The sequence below is a fragment of the Streptomyces antnestii genome (assembly GCF_004005495.1).
Taxonomy (GTDB): domain Bacteria; phylum Actinomycetota; class Actinomycetes; order Streptomycetales; family Streptomycetaceae; genus Streptomyces; species Streptomyces antnestii.
In genome coordinates this window covers 114,041-129,931 of record NZ_RZYA01000004.1, presented here as the reverse complement: position 1 = coordinate 129,931, position 15,891 = coordinate 114,041, and the positions used below count along the sequence as shown (strand labels likewise).

The following is a 15,891-nucleotide window of genomic DNA, read 5'->3' as shown; positions in this document are numbered from 1 at the left end:
GGCATGATGAGCAAACGTTCCGCTTCCAGCAGCCCCACATACCCTTCCGCTTCCAGCAGCCCCACATGCCCCGGGAGTCCCTCTTTGTCCGCAGTGTGCTCGGCGCCGGCCGCAGCGATAGTCGGCGCCGGCCCGCGCGGCACCAGCGTCCTCGAACGGCTCTGCGCCTCCGCCGGGGAACTCCTCGCGCCGGGTGCCCGCCTCACCGTCCACGTCGTCGACCCGGCATCGCCGGGCCCCGGCAGCGTCTGGCGGACCTCGCAGGCACCCGAACTCCTGATGAACACGGTCGCCTCCCAGGTCACCCTCTTCACCGACGACAGCGTGGACTGCGCGGGCCCGATACGCCCCGGCCCGAGCCTGCACGAGTGGGCCGAGCGGCAGGGCCTCGGCCTCGACCCCGACGCCTACCCGCCCCGCGCCCTCTACGGCCGGTACCTGGAGTGGGTGTTCGCCGAGACGGTCGGGGCCGCCCCCGACGCCATACACGTGGAGGTGCACCGGGCGCGCGCCGTGCGGCTCGACGACGCGGAGGACGGCCGCCAGACCCTCGTACTCGACGACGGGCGCGAACTCACCGGCCTCTCCGCCGTCGTCCTCGCCCAGGGCCACCTGCCCACGGCCGCGAACCCAGCGCAGGGCCGCCTCGCCGAGTTCGCGCGGCACCACGGCCTGCGCCACATCCCGCCCGCCAACCCGGCCGACGTCGACCTCACGCCCATAGCCCCCGGCGAGCACGTCCTGCTGCGGGGCCTCGGCCTCAACTTCTTCGACCACATGGCGCTGCTGACCGAGGGCCGCGGGGGACGCCATCTCCGCACGTCCGCCGGGGAGTTGCGGTACCGGCCCTCGGGCCGCGAGCCGCGTCTGTTCGCCGGGTCGCGCCGCGGCATCCCGTACCAGGCGCGCGGCGACAACGCCAAGGGGCCCTACGGGCGGCACGAACCGGCCGTCCTCACCGGCGAGGTCATCGCGCGCTTCCGCGAGCGCGCGGACGCCGGTGACGCGCCGGACTTCCTGGGCGAGGTCTGGCCACTCGTCGCGAAGGAGGTGGAGACCGTCTACTACGAGACGCTGCTGAGGCGCGCGGGCGCGGGGGACGTAGGTTTCCGCGAGGGGTTCCTCGCCACCCGCCACGGGAGCCCCGAAGAGGCCGACGTCCTCTACGAGTTCGGGATTCCCGGGGTGCTCCACTGGTCCTGGGACCACATCTCCCGGCCGCACGCCGACCTCTCCTTCGCCTCGCCGGCCGAGTGGCGTACCTGGCTCCTGGCCCATCTGCGCGAGGACGCCGCGCACGCCGCGCTCGGCACCGTGGACGGCCCGGTGAAGGCGGCCCTTGACGTGCTGCGTGACCTGCGCAACGAGCTGCGCCTGGTGGTGGACCACGGAGGCATCGGCGGCGGTTCGCGCCGCGACCACCTGGACCGCTGGTACACGCCGCTCAACGCCTTCCTGTCGATCGGCCCGCCCCGGCGCCGCGTCGAGGAGATGACCGCGCTCGTCGAGGCGGGCGTCCTGACGGTGGTGGGACCGCGCCTCGACGTGCGGCTCGACGACGAGGCCGGGGCGTTCGTCGCCCACTCTCCCGATGTGCCCGGATCATCCGTGACGGCCACCACACTCATCGAGGCGCGGCTGCCCGGAACGGACGTGTGCGCGACCGGCGACCAACTCCTCGCGGGCCTCCTGAAGAAGGGCCACGCCCGGCCGCACACAATCGACGGCTATGTGACGGGCGGCGTCGACGTGACACCGAGCCCGTATCACCTGATCGACCGTCACAGTAGGCCGCACTCAAGGCGGTTGGTGTTGGGTGTGCCTACCGAAGGGGTGCATTGGGTGACCGCGGCGGGGGCCCGCCCCGGAGTGGACTCGGTGACCTTGTCGGACGCCGACGCGGTCGCGCGGGCGGCCCTGAGGAGGGCCACCGAGGACCTCCGTGGGCCCGGCATCGTTCACCAGCCCTCGCCCGCCACGGCCGACCACGGCCAGAATTTGAACTTGCAAGTAGAGGTTAGGCGAGCCTAACCTTTGGCCTCCCATCGGTTACGTCCCCAACCGACCCAAGGAGTCCCCATCATGTCTGGACGTCTCGACAGCGCCCAGCCCTACGCCCTCGGCCTCTTCCGCATCATCGTGGGCCTGCTCTTCGCCTGCCACGGCGCCGCCTCGCTCTTCGGCGTCCTCGGCGGAGCGATGGGCGGCGGCACCGTACCGACGGGCGCCTGGCCCGGCTGGTACGCGGCCGTCATCCAGCTCGTCGGCGGCGCCCTGGTCGCCCTCGGCCTCGGCACCCGCGCCGCGGCCTTCATATCCTCCGGCTCGATGGCCTACGCGTACTTCAGCGTCCACCAGCCGGCGGCGCTCTGGCCGCTGCAGAACGGCGGCGAACCGTCCGCGATGTTCTGCTGGGCCATGCTGCTCCTGGTCTTCACCGGCTCCGGAGCACTGGGCGTGGACCGGCTGTTCAAGGCCCGCACCGAGCACACTGAGCGCACCACGGAGAGCCCGGCCGGCGCGGACCGCGAGCCGGTGACGGCCTGAGGGCCTGAGGGCCTGAGGGCTCTCGCCCGCATCCTGCCTGTCTTGCGCGAGGGGGTGTCCCCGTTCCGTCCCGGCCCGACCGCGACGGAACGGGGGCACCCCTTTTTCCTCTGCCCCTTATTTCTTTCCGCCCCCCTCCTCGCCGCGCGGCGTACGGGTGAACGTGACCTGGCGAACACATGAGCCCCTCGCGCCCCTCCAGCAACAAGCGAGGCGTACGCTGTACAGCTGTCATCAGCCGCCCCTTGCCGCCCCCGCGACACCGCGGCGTCAGTCGCTGACCGGGGAATCGACGATCACGGAGTACGGGGAGTCGCGGTGCTGGAGAGTGTGGGGTCGTTGACCGGCGGCCCGTGGATCTACGCGGTGGTGGCCCTCTCGGTCCTGCTCGACGTGTTCCTGCCCGTCCTGCCGAGCGGCGTCCTGATCATCACGGCGGCCACCGCCGCCGCGGCCGGCACGGGGGCTGCGGCCGGCACAGGGGCCGCGGCCGGGCAGGTGTCGCACGAGGTCCCGTCCATCCTGGCGCTGACCCTGTCGGCGGCCACGGCGTCGGTCGTCGGCGACCTGGCCGCGTACCGCGTCGCGTGGCGCGGCGGCGAACGTCTCGACCGCGCGATCGCCCGCTCCCGCCGCCTGACAAGGGCGCAGGAACGTCTCGGCGGGGCGCTGGCCCGGAGCGGCGGCGGGATTCTCGTGGTCATCGCCCGGTTCGCGCCGGCGGGCCGCTCGATCGTCTCTTTCGCGGCGGGCACGGCGCATCGCCGGGTCCGCGAGTTCCTGCCCTGGTCGGCCCTCGCCGGTGTGGCCTGGGCGGGTTACAGCGTGGCGCTCGGCTACTTCGGCGGCCAGTGGCTCGGCGCGAGCTGGCTGGCGACGGGGGTGTCGCTGCTGGCGCTGTTCGCGGCGGGGGCGGGGGCGGCGTTCCTGATGCGGAGGCCTGCGGCGGCGACGGCGGCGGAACGGGCGAGCTGAGGGGGGCTGGGGTGCCGGGCCTACGCCTTGACGGCTCGACGGCTCGGCGCATGACTCACACAGCCTCTTGGGCCAACTGGCGCCCCTGACCGCGGACTTCGAGCCCGTCGAGCAGGTCGGCGGTCGCCTGGGCGATGACGTCGACGGCCCGGTCGAACACCTCCTTGTTGTGCGCGGCGGGCGCCCGGAAGCCGGACACCTTGCGCACGTACTGCAGGGCTGCGGCCCGGATCTCCTCCTCGGTGGCCTCTTCGGGGAGGACGGGCGGGCGAAGGGTCTTGATGCTGCGGCACATGCCTCCAGTCTCGCGCGCTCCCCGGCCCCCGCGCACGCCTTCGCAAAGAACGCGCGTTCGAAACACACGTACGAATGAACACGCCCGCTATCGCTCGCTTCAAGAAATCGAACAGACGTATCATTGAGGGGTGGCAGCGACCTATGACTTCCCGAGTGACCTCCTGGCGGGCCAGGAGGAGCTGCACCAGGTCAGGGCGGAACTCCTGACGCTCCTGAAGCGGCTTCCCTGGTCGGTGGACCCCCAAGAGGGCTTCAGCGACGACCACGGCTGGCGCAAGCGCGAACGCCCCGCCTCCCCCGGCTGGACCCCCGACGAACAGGCGGAGGTCGAGAAGCTCCGGCAGCGGGAGCGCGAACTGGCGGTCTTCGTGACCTGCCACCGCTACTGGAAGGACATATCGGGCCCGGACACGGTGGACGCCCGCATGCGCCTCAAGCACGCCCCCGAACCGGAGTAACCCGGCTCACGCGGCGGCGACCTTCACACCACCTGACGCATCGCGGCGGCCCACTCGACCACGAGCCCGTCGTACTCCGCCCGCTCCTCAGCACTCAACCGCCCTCCGGCGCGCAGCCAGAGGGCCCGTATCTGCTCATTCACTTCGGCGGCAGTCCGCACGGTCGCGGGTTCGGAAGTAGTGGCCATAACGTGAAGCCTACGTCCACACGCGTGAAGGCCGCGTGAAACCCCCACAGAGTGACGGAAGTTACCAGGCGACACCCCCTGCAACCCACGCCCCGAACACCCCCATAACGGGAGGCAGCTTCACGTTCCCTTCACATGTGGCATAGCCCCCTTCTACGCACATACCACCCACCCCCGAAGCCCCGAAGTTCGACGAACCGCGTCGAAGCCGCCAGCCGCCAGGATCAGTCGAATCAGCCTTCCTTCCGGCTGAATTCGCCCGTGCACCCCCCGGACGCCAAGTCCCGGGTGAAGCAGACGACGAAGGAGCTCGGGGAGCCCTGGAAGCCGATTTTCATGCCCTCGCAGTCCACGCCGTCGAAGGTGACCTCGCCATACGACCCGAAGAGGGACACGGTTCCATGTTGCCGGTCGGCGATCCCGGGGCACTCGTCGCCGGCATCCGCCTTGTCCAAGCCCTGGGCCGTGAACGTGCCGTCACCCTCGAACTCGACTGTCCTCCCGGCGAAGTCCGACCACACACCCGCCAATTGGCCGTTGGTGTTCACCTCGACCGGATAGTCGGAGCAGGAGGACAACAGGAATGTCACCGCACATCCCAACGCGGCACCCATGAACGCACGCCGTATCCGCTGATGCTGGTCGGCAGCCACGCGGCCCCACCTCTCGTGTCTCGCACATGCCCCGTAGCGACACCTCAAGAAGCCGCAAACATCATTTTGAACGCGTTCAACTCCTGGTGTCAATGAGACTGGGACACACGTCGCGATCAACCGCCGACATCTGCCTCGTAAGTTCGAGCGCGGGCCCTCTGGATGCGCCTCACCGCAGAAGGGCACAGCCATGTCTGACTGCCCTGGACCGCTGGTGTTCCTCGACATTTACGTCAGCCGTGGATGTCACCCGCCTCCGTTGAGTGCGTCCGCGAGGGCTTGGGCTTGGCGCGGTGTGATGCCGAGGGCTAGCGGTATGTGTCGGGCGCTGTAGGGCGACGAACACACTGCGATCGGGCTGTCTGTAGTCACGGTCCAGCGAGGTTCGCTATCGGCCTCCTGCTCGCCGACCAGCACGGTAGCCAACTTGTCGGCTGCGTCAGAACGTATGCGGCAGCGGGCCAGCGCCTGCGCCACCATGTGACGCGCTTCGCGGGGCATCTCGGCGTCGCCGAGCATCGGAAACAGGAGCAGAAGGCGCTGTGAGCTGTCGGTCAGACCTTCACTGCTGTTCTGTGCGGCCTCAGCAAGTGTGGTGAGCTCCGTCCAGGACAGTCCGGGGCCGGCCTCGTCAGCGCCGCACTGGCCGAGGTAACCGAGTCGTCCCCACTCGTGGTGGCGTACGAAGAAGTCGACGTTGTTCGCATCGTCGAAGTTGGTGTACACGGTGTAAGCGGTATGCCCGCCTTCGAAGGGGACACGCAGCACCGGCCAGGGCTCCTCAGGGTCGCTGAGGCGCTCCACCATCTCCTCGTAGACCGAGGCGTCCACTCCGTAGCGCTCTGGATCCTCGCTCGGATCTCCCACAGTCAACATGAGATGCGCGAGCCAGAAGGCGGGCTCGCGCGCGAGATCCTCGCCTGCTACCAGCTCGCAGTCCTCCAGATATTCGGGGATGTGCACCGTGAGAGCCATGCGCGGAGCGTACGCGCCGTCATCGCTTCCCCCCTCCGCGAGGGCCCGGGGGACTGTCCCGCCTGACGTCGGGCCGGACGGGAGCAGCCCCGCTTCAGTAACGCAAAGCTCTTTGGCCTGCTGTGCGGCAAGCCCCGTACCTTCCATGGCCCTGTGCTGGGTTTTGGCTGCTGCTGGGGGGGGAGCCGGGCCGGCCTGCGCCTCCCTTGCTCGCGCGGTCCTCGATTCTCCTGGATCGACCTCACTTCGTTAGGCGGCGCGGGTCTGGTGGTGTTGATGGGGTCGCTTGTTCCGCGTGCGCTTTCCGGGCCTATGGATGCTGACGAGTTCCCCCTTCTAGGTCGGATCGCGGCGGCGGTACCCCGCGGGTTGCCCCCCGACAGCGCAGGCCACCCCGGCTCCGGAGAGCCCGCAGGGCTCCGCCCCATCTCCGCCGAGGCGAACCGTGATTGACCGTGATTGACCGCTCCATGTGGCACGACTGTGGCACGCACTGCGCGACCAGGCGCTTAGAACGGGCTGGGGGCTTCGAGCGAGGCCCGTCTCTTGTTCCCCGTTCGATCTGGTGCCGACGTGGTGCGGTGCTGGTGCGCCCCTCGGCGGCACTGTCAGTGCGCGTCACTAAGGTCACCGTCACTGACAACTGAGCAGAGATCTACCAGGGGGAACTTCATGGCAAACAAGATCGCGGCGGCTGTTGTGGGCGCGTGGGATGAGATCGAACGGTGGTACGAGGCCCAGGGTGCTGCGCATCTGATCCTGCCTCCGGCTTCCGGCGAGCAGATCGCCGCCCTTGAGGCCACGCTCGGTGTCGAGCTACCGGAGGCGGTCACGGCCTCGCTGCAGCGACACAACGGATCGACTGACGGGGGCTGGCCCACGGGCACGCTGTTGTCCTGTGACGGCATCCTGCAAGAAGTGAGTGTGTGGCGAGACCTCCTGACCAGCGGCGACTTTGACGACCTCAAGGACTTCGTTGCGGACGGCGAGGCGCTCAAGGCCGGCTGGTGGCAGATCGGTTGGGTCTCGCTCGATGCAGACGGCGGGGGAAACGGCGCGGTGCTGGACCTGTCACCGGGGCCTGGTGGAAGGATCGGCCAGGTCATCGACATGGACCACGAAGCAGGGCCGAGCGGGCCCATAGCGAGTGACTTCGTCGGATATCTGACAGGTGTGGCGGCTCGGTTGGACGACTTCTCAGTGATCGACGGACAGTACGTCGAGGAACAGTAGACGGCGCGCCCCATGCACCTTGGCCCAGCCCTGGCGCGGGATGACCTCGTGAACTTTGCTGCACTGCCTCATCTTTATCAGGTCGATCGAGGGGGCCTCTCGACCTCGACTAACTCCGGCTGTTACAGATCCGCCTGCCGCTGAGGTTCGGCGTTGACCGGCGCTGTTGGGGCTCGTTGGTGTCAGTCGTCGATGTCAGCTATGGCAGTTGGGCTTGACTCAGGCGGCCAATAGACAGCCTTGTGGGGCAACCCCAGCCTGGTACTAGATCATGTCGCCATGTCCCTGACTTTCGGTCCCGACCGGCAGACCCGCGAGTTCGAGTGCGAGTGCTGCAACGCCCCCATAGAGCGGGCGTGGAACTTCATCTACTCAGACGGTGACCCGTACGCTGTCTACTTCGCGAACTGCTACCACCATCGTGACCGCGATCACGATGCCTGGATAGACGTGATCTTCGGGACGTGGGGCGACGGGCCAGACGCTTGGGTTGATCACGTCGCGTTCGCATGCCGTGTCGGGCCTGTGGCTGGGCAGACGACTCCGGCTTCGACAGTCGTGACTGCCGGCCTTGCCAGCCCTGACGGGTCGCTGTTCGGGTTGAAGCTCGATCGTGAAGCGGCCTTGCAGCATCCGCGGTTGTCCGACTTCTGGGCGGCCTCTGACTTCGTCCTGGAGCACGATCCATTGGTTCGTGGCCACATCTACGGGAGCTGATCCACAGAGATCGGTGGAGCGGCTTTGGGCGGGGAAAGCCCCTGCACGCCACCGACCGAATCCGGTCGTGTCTCGTCGCCCCCCGCATGTCGTACAGGACCCGCAGCGCGAGGCCGTCAGTCACATGGATCGGCTGCTCAGGCGGCTCGACTGCGATTGACCATGGGCGTTGATGTCAGCCCTGGATGTCCTGGATGTCAAAGACCCCCGACCGTAAACGGCCGGGGGTCTTCTCCCCGGTGGGCGCGGACGGTTTCGAACCGCCGACATCTGCCTTGTAAGGGCAGCGCTCTACCACTGAGCTACGCGCCCGGGATGATTCGACAGCCTACCTTGCCGGTGGCGGTGCCTCGCAAACCCGTTTGCGCTGGGGCGTCGGGTGAAGTGTGGGGGCCGAGAGCGAACTATCCGGCCCGTGTGTTCGTCATTAACGGGTGGGAGAATGACACCGGGCAGGGCGGATGAGTGCACGGGCGAGGGCAGCACGGGAGAGGGTAGTGACGGCGACACCACCGATGCGGCCGTATGCGTCGTCCACGCGACCGCGCTCCGCGCCACGTGAACTTCATGGCCCGCGCGATCCGCGCGAGTCTCGATGTCGTGGGCTACGCGATCTGCTCGGGCTTGTTCTGCTTCCGTTGCCTCTCCTCGTCGTGGCCGTCGCCGCGGCGCCCGCCGCGTTCGCCGGGGGCGGGACCCGGCGCTGGTTCGGGCGTGGGGAGGGGCAGCGGGCCGAGGCTCAGGCCGCCAAGGACGCCGCCGCCGCCGCGTTCTACGAACTCGACACCGCGCAGCGCGATCTGCGGATCTCCATCGAGACCATCACCGCCGTCGACGACTCGCCCGCGGCCCGCCGCACCGTCTCCGAGTTCGAGGCGCTGGGCCGACGGATCGACGAGGCCAGCCTGCAGTACATCACCGCCGTCGACGCACACGACCTCGACCGGGACGACCTGGAGGCGTCGGTCGCCTCGCGGGCCCGCGCCGAGCTGAGCCGGGCCAAGGACGAGCTGACCCGGGTGAAGCTGGACCTCGACCGGTTCTCGCAGGGCCTCGGGCCGCTGCTCGGCAAAGCGGAGACGCAGCTGGCGCGGCTCGCCCCCGCCGTCGAACGGGCGCGGCAGGCGCTCCTCGCGGCGAGCAACTCCCTGGACGCCGTGCGCGGCGCCGGGCTCAAGGCCGACGATCTCGCCGCCCGGCTGGCCGCGCTCGGGCCCGAGCTCACCCGGCTCAACCAGGGCGCCGGCCAGCATGGCGTCCCGGAGACCCTGGAGCGCGCCGAGCGGGTCGCGCGGGACGCCGAGTCCGTGCGGGCCGAGGCGCAGCGGCTGCCGGAGCGCGCCGCCGAGATCGACCGCCGTCTCGTGTCGCTGCGGACCCGCGCGCAGGCCCTGACGACCCGGGCCGGGCAGGTGGAGCCCGTTCTGAGTGAGCTGCGCAGACGGTTCACGGCCCCCTGCTGGCAGGACCTCCAGCACGTGCCGGAGCGCGCCGCGGAGAACGTACGGCAGGCGGAGCGGAAGCTGGCCGAGGCGCGGGCCGCGCGGGACGAGCAGCGGTGGCCGGACGCGACGTCGCTCCTTTCGACGGTACGGGCCCTGCTGAACTCGACGGACGAGGACGTGTCGGCCGCCTCGGACCGCCTGCACCGGCTGAACGCCGTGGCGAAGGACCCGCGGCAGGAGATCGACCGGACGCGGTTCGCCATCCGGGACGCGCAGCGGCTCGCGATGTCGGGGCGCAGCACACCTGACCCGCGGCACGCGCGCCCGCTCGACGACTCCGTGGCCCGCCTCGACCGCGCCGTCACCGGTCTCGAAGGACATCATCCCGACTACTGGCACTTCCTCACGGAGACGGAGGCCGTCCGGCAGACGGTGGCCCGCGTCGTCGCCCAGATCAGGGAGGAACGGGGCACGGTCTCCTGAGCCCCCCCCCCGCTGAGCCCACACTCCTGACCACGCCCTGTTGGCACTGCCCGCGCGGCGGGCGGACCCTTGAGATACGTACGTGCAAGGGAGGCGCCATGGCCACGCATGTACCCGAGATGCGTCCGTCCCGGTTCCGGCACCAGCGCGTCGTGCTCGACGATCACCTGCCGGTAGATCACGGGCTCAGCAAGGTCTACCGGATCGGCGCGGGGCTCATGGGGCTCGTACTCGTCGCGTTCGGCATCCTGGGGCTCATCGACACGATCGGCTTCTTCGACACCGGCGGTGACAAGGTCGCCGGGCTGAACACCAACGGCGCCCTCAGCGTCCTGTCGATCTGCGTGGGCGTGATCCTGTTCGCCGGCATGGTCATCGGGCGGAACGTCGCGTCGACGATCAACATGGTCTTCGGCGTCCTGTTCATCCTCAGCGGTTTCGTGAACCTGGCCCTCCTCCAGACCGACTACAACTTCCTCGCGTTCCACATCCAGAACGTGCTGTTCAGCTTCGTGGTCGGCGTGATGCTGATGGCCTTCGGGATGTACGGGCGGGTCAGCGGAACGCTCCCGCACGACAACCCGTACTGGCGGGCCCGCCACCCTGAGGCCGCCGCCAGCGAGGACCGCGAGCGAGCCAGCCGTCAGACACACCCCGTCCCGCTCGGGTCGGTATCGCACGGGTCGATGTCGCAAGGGTCCGCGTCGGCGCCCCGCCGCCGACCGGGGATTATCGATAAATAGCCCACTCGGAGCTCGGGCTGCTGCGAGCGGGGGGCGGGGACCGTCGTTCGGTGAGGGTGAGGCAGGCGTGAGGACAGGCCAGGGCAGGCGGTAGAGGGTGGGCGGCGCGGCATACCCGGACAGGGGCCGCGCCAGTAATCTGTGCCCATGCCACGCTACGAGTACCGCTGCCGGACCTGCGGCGACACCTTTGAACTGAGCCGTCCCATGGCCGAGTCCTCGGCCCCCGCCGACTGCCCCGCCGGTCACGACGACACGGTGAAGCTCCTGTCCACCGTCGCCGTCGGCGGCACGGCCGCGTCCTCCGCCCCGGCGCCGTCCGCGGGCGGAGGCGGCGGGTGCTGCGGCGGAGGCTGCTGCGGCTGACCGGCCACCGGGCCCGGGTAGGTGTTCGACATCCCGGGCCCGACGACCGGGCCCGGGTGGGTCTCGACGCCCCGGGCCCGACAGCGGGACGTCAGCGCGCCCGGCAGCCCCGGGCACCCCATTCGCAGACCCCCGGGACCCCTCAGCCCCGCTCCGCCCGCACCCCCGCCGACCCTGCCGACCCCGCTGCCCCCGCCGCCCCCAGCAGTTCCCGCAGGATCGTCTCCCCCGCTGCCACTCCCCTGTCCTCCAGGGCCGTGACGTGGGGTGCCGTCCAGCCCACGTCCGCCAGTTCGCCATGGCCCGGGCGCCAGGCCCGGTCCGCGGCGAGCAGCAGGTCCGCGTCGAGCAACGAGTCGCCGGCCGCCAGCGTCAGGTCCGCGCCCGTGCGGCGGGCGACCTCACGCATGGCCGCGCTCTTGGTGAGCGGCTTCGGCACGGCGTAGATCTTGCGGCCCTGGAGCGAGACCGTCCAGCCGCGGCTCTCCGCCCAGACCGCCAGCTCCTTGACCCACTCCTCGGGCAGCAGGGACCGCTCGACCACGAGGTACGCGAAGAGGTCCTCGGCCACGCGCTCCTTGAGGAGCCACGCCGGGTCCGCCGTCCGCACCAGATGGGCCCGCACCTCGTCGAGCGGCGCGCACTGGGCGGCGAGCCGTTCGCCGACCGCGGCGCGCCAGTCCGGGTCGGACACTCCGTCCACCAGCAGGTGCCCGCCGTTGGCGCAGATCGCGTAACGCGCTGCGGGGCCCGGGAGGTGGATCCGGCCGTACTGCTCGCGGGTGCGGGTCGTGGTCGGGACGAGGACGGTGGCGCGGCCGAGGTCGTCCAGGAGTCCGGCCGCGGTCTCGGTGACGTAGGACAGGGGCTTGCCCCCGTAGACCTCGACGCACAGGAGTCGCGGGGCCTGGGCGTCGGGCATGGTCAGGCCGAGGGCCGCCGCGGAGTAGATCAGGGTGCGGTCGAGGTCGCTGGCGACCAGGGTGACGGATGTCGCGGTCACTTCGCGGCCACCGCCCTGCCGTCCGCGCCGGTGGCGCCCCGCGTGTACTTCGGGTGGATCAACCCGACGCAGGTGTAAGGGAGTTCGGCGACCTCCTCGACCGGCACCCCGCGCTGCTCGGCGAGCAGGCGTACGTGGTCGAGGTCGGCGCCGGCACCCTTGCGGGCGAGTATCTTCCAGGGGACGCGGCGCAGCAGCACGCGGGTCGTCTCGCCGACGCCGGGCTTCACCAGGTTCACGTCGTGGATGCCGTACTCCTCGCTGATCCGCTCGACGGCCGCCCAGCCCTCCCAGGTCGGGGTGCGGTCGGCCGACAGGACCTCCTTGACCTGTATGTCGACCGCGTCGGCCACCTCGTCGAAGCGGGCTTCGACCGTGTCGAGGAAGTGCGTCGAGACATCCGCCTCCGCGAGCTCGCGGTAGAACTTGCCGCCGTGGAAGTCGTTCGGCCCGACGAGGTCCGCGCGCAGGACCGTACGCGATATCAGCCCGGAGACCGTGGAGTTGAGGCACGCGGAGGGGATGAGGAAGTCCTCGCGGGTGCCGTAGGTGCGTACGCAGGAACCGGGGTCGGCTAGCACCGCGATCTCCGGGTCGAACCCGGGGCCTCCCTCATTTCGCTGGTGGGCCCTGAGTGCTTCCGCCAGTTCGCGGGTGATCGCGCCCTTGCCGGTCCAGCCGTCCACGAAGACGACGTCGGCCGGGTCGTGGTGGGCGGCGAGCCAGCGCAGCGCGTTCGTGTCGATGCCGCGGCCGCGCACGATCGAGACGGCGTAGTGCGGCAGGTCGAGGCCGCGTCGCGCCTGCGCCCAGCGGCGCATCAGCACGCCGACGGGCGTGCCCGCGCGGGCGAGCGAGACGAGTACGGGCCGCGGGGACCGCTCGGCGAGCACGGTCTCCGTGACGACGCCCACGGCCTGCGCGATCCGGGCGGCGGACACGTCGAGGGCGGACTGGAACAGCGCCTGGTACTCGGCGCTCGGCTGGTACTCGACAGGCAACGACTCGGCGTAGTGCGCGCCGCCTGCCTGTATCGCCTCCTCGCGCTCCTCGGTGGGCGCCTCCAGGGCGACGTCCGAGAGGTCCTGAAGCAGCCAGCCGACCTCGTCGGGCGCGTACGAGGAGAAGGCGGGACCGCGCAGGGGCTCGGGGAGCGTCACAGGGCGCCTTTCAGGGGTGGCCGAAACCGGCCCGGCCGTTTCGGGGACGTACGACGGCACGACCGCGAGCAGCACGTGCGGGGTGTGCTCGGTGAGGCGGGCGAGGAGGCCGTCGGGGGCGTGCAGTTGGGGGGTGTCGGCGGTGGAGTCGACGACGGCGACGATCGCGTCGAAGTCGCCGCCCGCGACGTTGTACGCGTAGCGCTCGCCGGGGCCGTCGGCCGGGTCGTCATGGGCGGGGAAGACGAGGCGGGTGCGGATCGCGTACCCGGGGTCGTCGACGGCGAGGACCGGTGACCGGGTCGTCGTCGAGTACCGCACCTCCGCCCCCGTGGCCGCCTCGACCTCGCGGGCCAGGGCGAGCGGCGCGTACATCAGCTCCTCGAACCCGAGGACGAGCACGCGGCGGGCGCCGCCGAGGGCCGGCGAGAGGCGGGCGGCCATGCCGGGGAGCGCCGCGTCGAGGGCCGCGCGGTGCTCCGGTGTGAAACCGTGCCGGCCGCCGTCGGGCACGGACGCGGGCCAGCCGAGGTCCACGCGGGTCACCCGGCCGGGTTCGGCGCGCGGCGTCGGCGTCGTGGTGCAGGATTCGTGGTGGGCGACGAGCGCCTGGCCCTTGGCGAGGACGTCGTCGGGCAGCTCGACGGTGCCGGACGCGGACGCGACGAGGTCGACGCGGGCGCCGATCTCACGGGCGAAGTCGGCCAGGCGGCCCCGGTCGTCGGGCGAACGCATGTCTACGAGGGCGACGATGACGTAGCGCCCGCGCGGGTAACGCTCGTGCAGGGCGCGGATCGTGTTGAGGACCGTGTTGCCCGTGGAGAACTCGTCGTCGACGAGGACGAGGGTCCCGTCGCCCGCGAGGAGGCGGGGGTCCTCGGGCAGTAGGAGGTGCGAGGTGGCGTGCGAGTGGGACTCCTCGAAGCCGCCGGCGCGCGCCACCCCGGCGACCGGGCGCCGCGTCGAGTGCAGATAGGGCGCGAGGCCGAGCCCGTCGGCGACGGAGTGCCCGAGGCCCGTGGCCGTCTCGGCGTATCCGAGGACGACGGCCCGCCGCGCCTCGTGCTCGCCGAGCAGCTCACGCACCCGCAGTCCGAGGTCGTACCCGGAGCGCCAGACGACCGCCGGCGACTGGGGCACGTGCTTGCCGAGGACGTTCGACACGAGCAGATGGGCCCGCTTGGGATTGCGGCGCAGGGCAAGACCGAGCAGCCCGGATATCTCCTCGTCACCGACGAGCTCGACTCCGAGCCGCTCCGCGACCCATGTCCCCGACCAGACCACTTCGCCCCTTTTCATCGCATTTACCATCATCGTCATGCCGCTCGCGCCCGTCACGCGGGCAGGCCCGCGGTCAGCAGCTCCACGAAGCCGATGTCCTCGCGGGCGACGCCGAACGCCTCCGCCCGCTCGAGGGTCCGCTCGGCCCAGGCCCGGTGCGGCTTCACCTCGTTCATCTTGTTCGTGTACGCGGACCTCAGGACGCCGCCACCGCCGCGCTCGGGCCGCAGGATGTCCTGGGCGTCGCCGTACTCCTCGTGACTGACCACGGACAGCGCATGCACCGGCATCACATGCGAGGGATGGATGCAGGTCTTGCCGAGGAGGCCGTTGGCCCGGTCCAGCTCGATCTCGCGCAGCAGGCCGTCCATGTCGTGCTCGATGAGGGCCTGGCGCAGCTCGACGGCCCGGCCCTCCAGGAAGGGGCTGCGGCGCAACTGCGGCTTGAACATGCGCTCCTGGTGGCGGAAGTACTCCCACACGGGCCCGGTCACGGTGAAGCCCGTACCGTCGGCACGGCCGAGCAGATTGACCACGTCCCCGATGACGGAGGCCACTATCTGGACGTCGTACGCGGTCATGTCCGGCGGCCTGCGCAGCCCGTACGCGGAGCAGAAGTCGGTCACGCCGAGGCGCAGGGCCAGGACGCGGTCGCGGTACTTGTCGACGGTGCGGGCGATTCCGGCGAGGGTGTCGCCGCGCGTGTCCAGGTGCAGGAGCTCGGGCGACTCAAGGACGGGCATCGCGAAGAGGCGCCGTCCGGTGGCCGACTCGGCGGCGGAGAGCGCCTCCAGGAACGGGGTACCCCGCTCCTCGGTGAACTTCGGCAGCACGAATCCGGACAACAGGCGGACGGCGGGGCCGAGGCGGCGGACGAGATCGGTGATCTGGCCGGGGGCTCGGACCCGGACGAACAGAAGCGGAGGCCGCGCGTCTGGCCGGGTAGCCAGGTCGGTGAACTGCCCGACCAGGTTCTCCTCGGCGTCCGCGACCTCGGCGTCGTCGATGGAGTCCTCCAGACACAGCACCATCGAGACGACACCGCGGCCCGCCTGCTTGAGGACGTCGTCGGCGAGACGCGGCCGCGTGGCCGGGCTGTAGAGCGTGGCCCCCAGGGCCGCCGCGAGCATGCCGGGCGGTGAGTCCGCGGTGAAGTCACCGGGCTCCCGGTGAAACAGGCGCTGCCGCACCTCAGGGGCAATATGCCCGAAATGATGCATGGAATTTCCCCCGTACTGCCAGTCCGGCCGACATTATGTGGCCGGTAATAGTACGTAAAAACCCCTGTCAAAAGTTCCCACCAGGCGTGAAATTCAGGTAACTCACCCATGTCGAACAGGCCACCCGGCCCCCGCCGCCTCGGGCCC

Annotated in this window: 16 protein-coding genes and 1 tRNA gene; 9 read left to right on the top strand and 8 right to left on the bottom strand. The window is 70.5% G+C overall.

Going from position 1 to position 15,891, the window contains the following annotated elements; translation table 11 throughout:
• The first annotated feature begins 6 nt into the window (after window positions 1–6).
• From EOT10_RS10990 to EOT10_RS10980, 3 genes are all read left to right on the top strand, one after another.
• A complete protein-coding gene (locus EOT10_RS10990; protein WP_127828204.1) occupies window positions 7–2,031 on the top strand; it encodes an FAD/NAD(P)-binding protein in 2,025 nt (674 codons plus the stop codon).
• Between the two features lie 51 nt (window positions 2,032–2,082).
• Window positions 2,083–2,547, top strand: a complete 465-nt coding sequence (locus EOT10_RS10985; RefSeq protein WP_127827935.1) for a DoxX family protein — start codon at window positions 2,083–2,085, stop codon at window positions 2,545–2,547.
• Window positions 2,548–2,865: 318 nt separating this feature from the next.
• A complete protein-coding gene (locus EOT10_RS10980; protein ID WP_127827934.1) occupies window positions 2,866–3,522 on the top strand; it encodes a DedA family protein in 657 nt (218 codons plus the stop codon).
• A gap of 55 nt (window positions 3,523–3,577) precedes the next feature.
• Here EOT10_RS10980 and EOT10_RS10975 read toward each other — a convergent pair whose 3' ends face one another.
• Window positions 3,578–3,817, bottom strand: coding sequence for a DUF2277 domain-containing protein (locus tag EOT10_RS10975; protein ID WP_127827933.1), 240 nt, complete (start codon window positions 3,815–3,817; stop codon window positions 3,578–3,580).
• Window positions 3,818–3,947: 130 nt separating this feature from the next.
• Here EOT10_RS10975 and EOT10_RS10970 point away from each other — a divergent pair, with 130 nt between their 5' ends.
• Entirely contained in the window at window positions 3,948–4,277 is a 330-nt protein-coding gene (locus tag EOT10_RS10970; protein WP_127827932.1) for a DUF8825 domain-containing protein, read from the top strand.
• Window positions 4,278–4,300: 23 nt separating this feature from the next.
• On the opposite strand, the gene EOT10_RS41255 is transcribed toward EOT10_RS10970, so the two are convergent.
• From EOT10_RS41255 to EOT10_RS10960, 3 genes are all read right to left on the bottom strand, one after another.
• The gene (locus tag EOT10_RS41255; RefSeq protein WP_189491428.1) at window positions 4,301–4,465 is read right to left on the bottom strand and encodes a hypothetical protein; all 165 of its coding nucleotides are present in this window, start codon (window positions 4,463–4,465) and stop codon (window positions 4,301–4,303) included.
• Window positions 4,466–4,698: 233 nt separating this feature from the next.
• Window positions 4,699–5,118 carry a hypothetical protein gene (locus EOT10_RS10965; RefSeq protein ID WP_127827931.1) on the bottom strand — a complete coding sequence of 140 codons (420 nt, stop codon included), beginning with the start codon at window positions 5,116–5,118 and terminating at the stop codon, window positions 4,699–4,701.
• A 246-nt stretch (window positions 5,119–5,364) separates the two neighbouring features.
• Window positions 5,365–6,093 (bottom strand): hypothetical protein, encoded by a 729-nt coding sequence (locus tag EOT10_RS10960; protein WP_127827930.1) that lies wholly within the window; start codon window positions 6,091–6,093, stop codon window positions 5,365–5,367.
• A gap of 672 nt (window positions 6,094–6,765) precedes the next feature.
• On the opposite strand from EOT10_RS10960, the gene EOT10_RS10955 reads away from it, so the two are divergent.
• Both EOT10_RS10955 and EOT10_RS10950 read left to right on the top strand, forming a co-directional pair.
• Window positions 6,766–7,326, top strand: coding sequence for an SMI1/KNR4 family protein (locus tag EOT10_RS10955; protein ID WP_127827929.1), 561 nt, complete (start codon window positions 6,766–6,768; stop codon window positions 7,324–7,326).
• A 279-nt stretch (window positions 7,327–7,605) separates the two neighbouring features.
• Window positions 7,606–8,043, top strand: a complete 438-nt coding sequence (locus EOT10_RS10950) for a hypothetical protein (protein WP_127827928.1) — start codon at window positions 7,606–7,608, stop codon at window positions 8,041–8,043.
• Between the two features lie 240 nt (window positions 8,044–8,283).
• Here EOT10_RS10950 and EOT10_RS10945 read toward each other — a convergent pair.
• Window positions 8,284–8,355 (bottom strand) — tRNA-Val (locus tag EOT10_RS10945).
• Between the two features lie 185 nt (window positions 8,356–8,540).
• On the opposite strand from EOT10_RS10945, the gene EOT10_RS10940 reads away from it, so the two are divergent.
• The 3 genes from EOT10_RS10940 to EOT10_RS10930 all read left to right on the top strand — a co-directional run bounded on the left by EOT10_RS10940 (window position 8,541) and on the right by EOT10_RS10930 (window position 11,080).
• On the top strand, window positions 8,541–9,971 hold the full coding sequence (locus EOT10_RS10940) for a hypothetical protein (protein WP_127827927.1): 1,431 nt from the start codon (window positions 8,541–8,543) through the stop codon (window positions 9,969–9,971).
• 98 nt (window positions 9,972–10,069) lie between these two features.
• On the top strand, window positions 10,070–10,714 hold the full coding sequence (locus EOT10_RS10935) for a DUF4383 domain-containing protein (protein ID WP_127827926.1): 645 nt from the start codon (window positions 10,070–10,072) through the stop codon (window positions 10,712–10,714).
• A 147-nt stretch (window positions 10,715–10,861) separates the two neighbouring features.
• Window positions 10,862–11,080, top strand: a complete 219-nt coding sequence (locus EOT10_RS10930) for an FmdB family zinc ribbon protein (RefSeq protein WP_127827925.1) — start codon at window positions 10,862–10,864, stop codon at window positions 11,078–11,080.
• Window positions 11,081–11,222: 142 nt separating this feature from the next.
• On the opposite strand, the gene EOT10_RS10925 is transcribed toward EOT10_RS10930, so the two are convergent.
• The 3 genes from EOT10_RS10925 to EOT10_RS10915 all read right to left on the bottom strand — a co-directional run bounded on the left by EOT10_RS10925 (window position 11,223) and on the right by EOT10_RS10915 (window position 15,744).
• Window positions 11,223–12,002, bottom strand: a complete 780-nt coding sequence (locus EOT10_RS10925; protein WP_223280943.1) for an HAD family hydrolase — start codon at window positions 12,000–12,002, stop codon at window positions 11,223–11,225.
• A gap of 77 nt (window positions 12,003–12,079) precedes the next feature.
• Window positions 12,080–14,542: a phosphoribosyltransferase gene (locus EOT10_RS10920; protein WP_223280921.1), complete on the bottom strand. Its 2,463-nt coding sequence runs from the start codon at window positions 14,540–14,542 to the stop codon at window positions 12,080–12,082.
• A gap of 35 nt (window positions 14,543–14,577) precedes the next feature.
• Entirely contained in the window at window positions 14,578–15,744 is a 1,167-nt protein-coding gene (locus EOT10_RS10915) for an HpcH/HpaI aldolase/citrate lyase family protein (RefSeq protein WP_127827923.1), read from the bottom strand.
• Window positions 15,745–15,891 lie beyond the last annotated feature (147 nt).

Excerpts from the sequence above, each read along its gene's own strand:
- EOT10_RS10990 (WP_127828204.1), top strand. The coding sequence starts at position 7 with ATGAGCAAACGTTCCGCTTCCAGCAGCCCCACATACCCTTCCGCTTCC.
- EOT10_RS10985 (WP_127827935.1), top strand. The coding sequence starts at position 2,083 with ATGTCTGGACGTCTCGACAGCGCCCAGCCCTACGCCCTCGGCCTCTTC.
- EOT10_RS10975 (WP_127827933.1), bottom strand. The coding sequence starts at position 3,817 with ATGTGCCGCAGCATCAAGACCCTTCGCCCGCCCGTCCTCCCCGAAGAG.
- EOT10_RS41255 (WP_189491428.1), bottom strand. The coding sequence starts at position 4,465 with ATGGCCACTACTTCCGAACCCGCGACCGTGCGGACTGCCGCCGAAGTG.
- EOT10_RS10960 (WP_127827930.1), bottom strand. The coding sequence starts at position 6,093 with ATGGCTCTCACGGTGCACATCCCCGAATATCTGGAGGACTGCGAGCTG.
- EOT10_RS10955 (WP_127827929.1), top strand. The coding sequence starts at position 6,766 with ATGGCAAACAAGATCGCGGCGGCTGTTGTGGGCGCGTGGGATGAGATC.
- EOT10_RS10950 (WP_127827928.1), top strand. The coding sequence starts at position 7,606 with ATGTCCCTGACTTTCGGTCCCGACCGGCAGACCCGCGAGTTCGAGTGC.
- EOT10_RS10935 (WP_127827926.1), top strand. The coding sequence starts at position 10,070 with ATGGCCACGCATGTACCCGAGATGCGTCCGTCCCGGTTCCGGCACCAG.
- EOT10_RS10930 (WP_127827925.1), top strand. The coding sequence starts at position 10,862 with ATGCCACGCTACGAGTACCGCTGCCGGACCTGCGGCGACACCTTTGAA.
- EOT10_RS10925 (WP_223280943.1), bottom strand. The coding sequence starts at position 12,002 with ATGCCCGACGCCCAGGCCCCGCGACTCCTGTGCGTCGAGGTCTACGGG.
- EOT10_RS10920 (WP_223280921.1), bottom strand. The coding sequence starts at position 14,542 with ATGAAAAGGGGCGAAGTGGTCTGGTCGGGGACATGGGTCGCGGAGCGG.
- EOT10_RS10915 (WP_127827923.1), bottom strand. The coding sequence starts at position 15,744 with ATGCATCATTTCGGGCATATTGCCCCTGAGGTGCGGCAGCGCCTGTTT.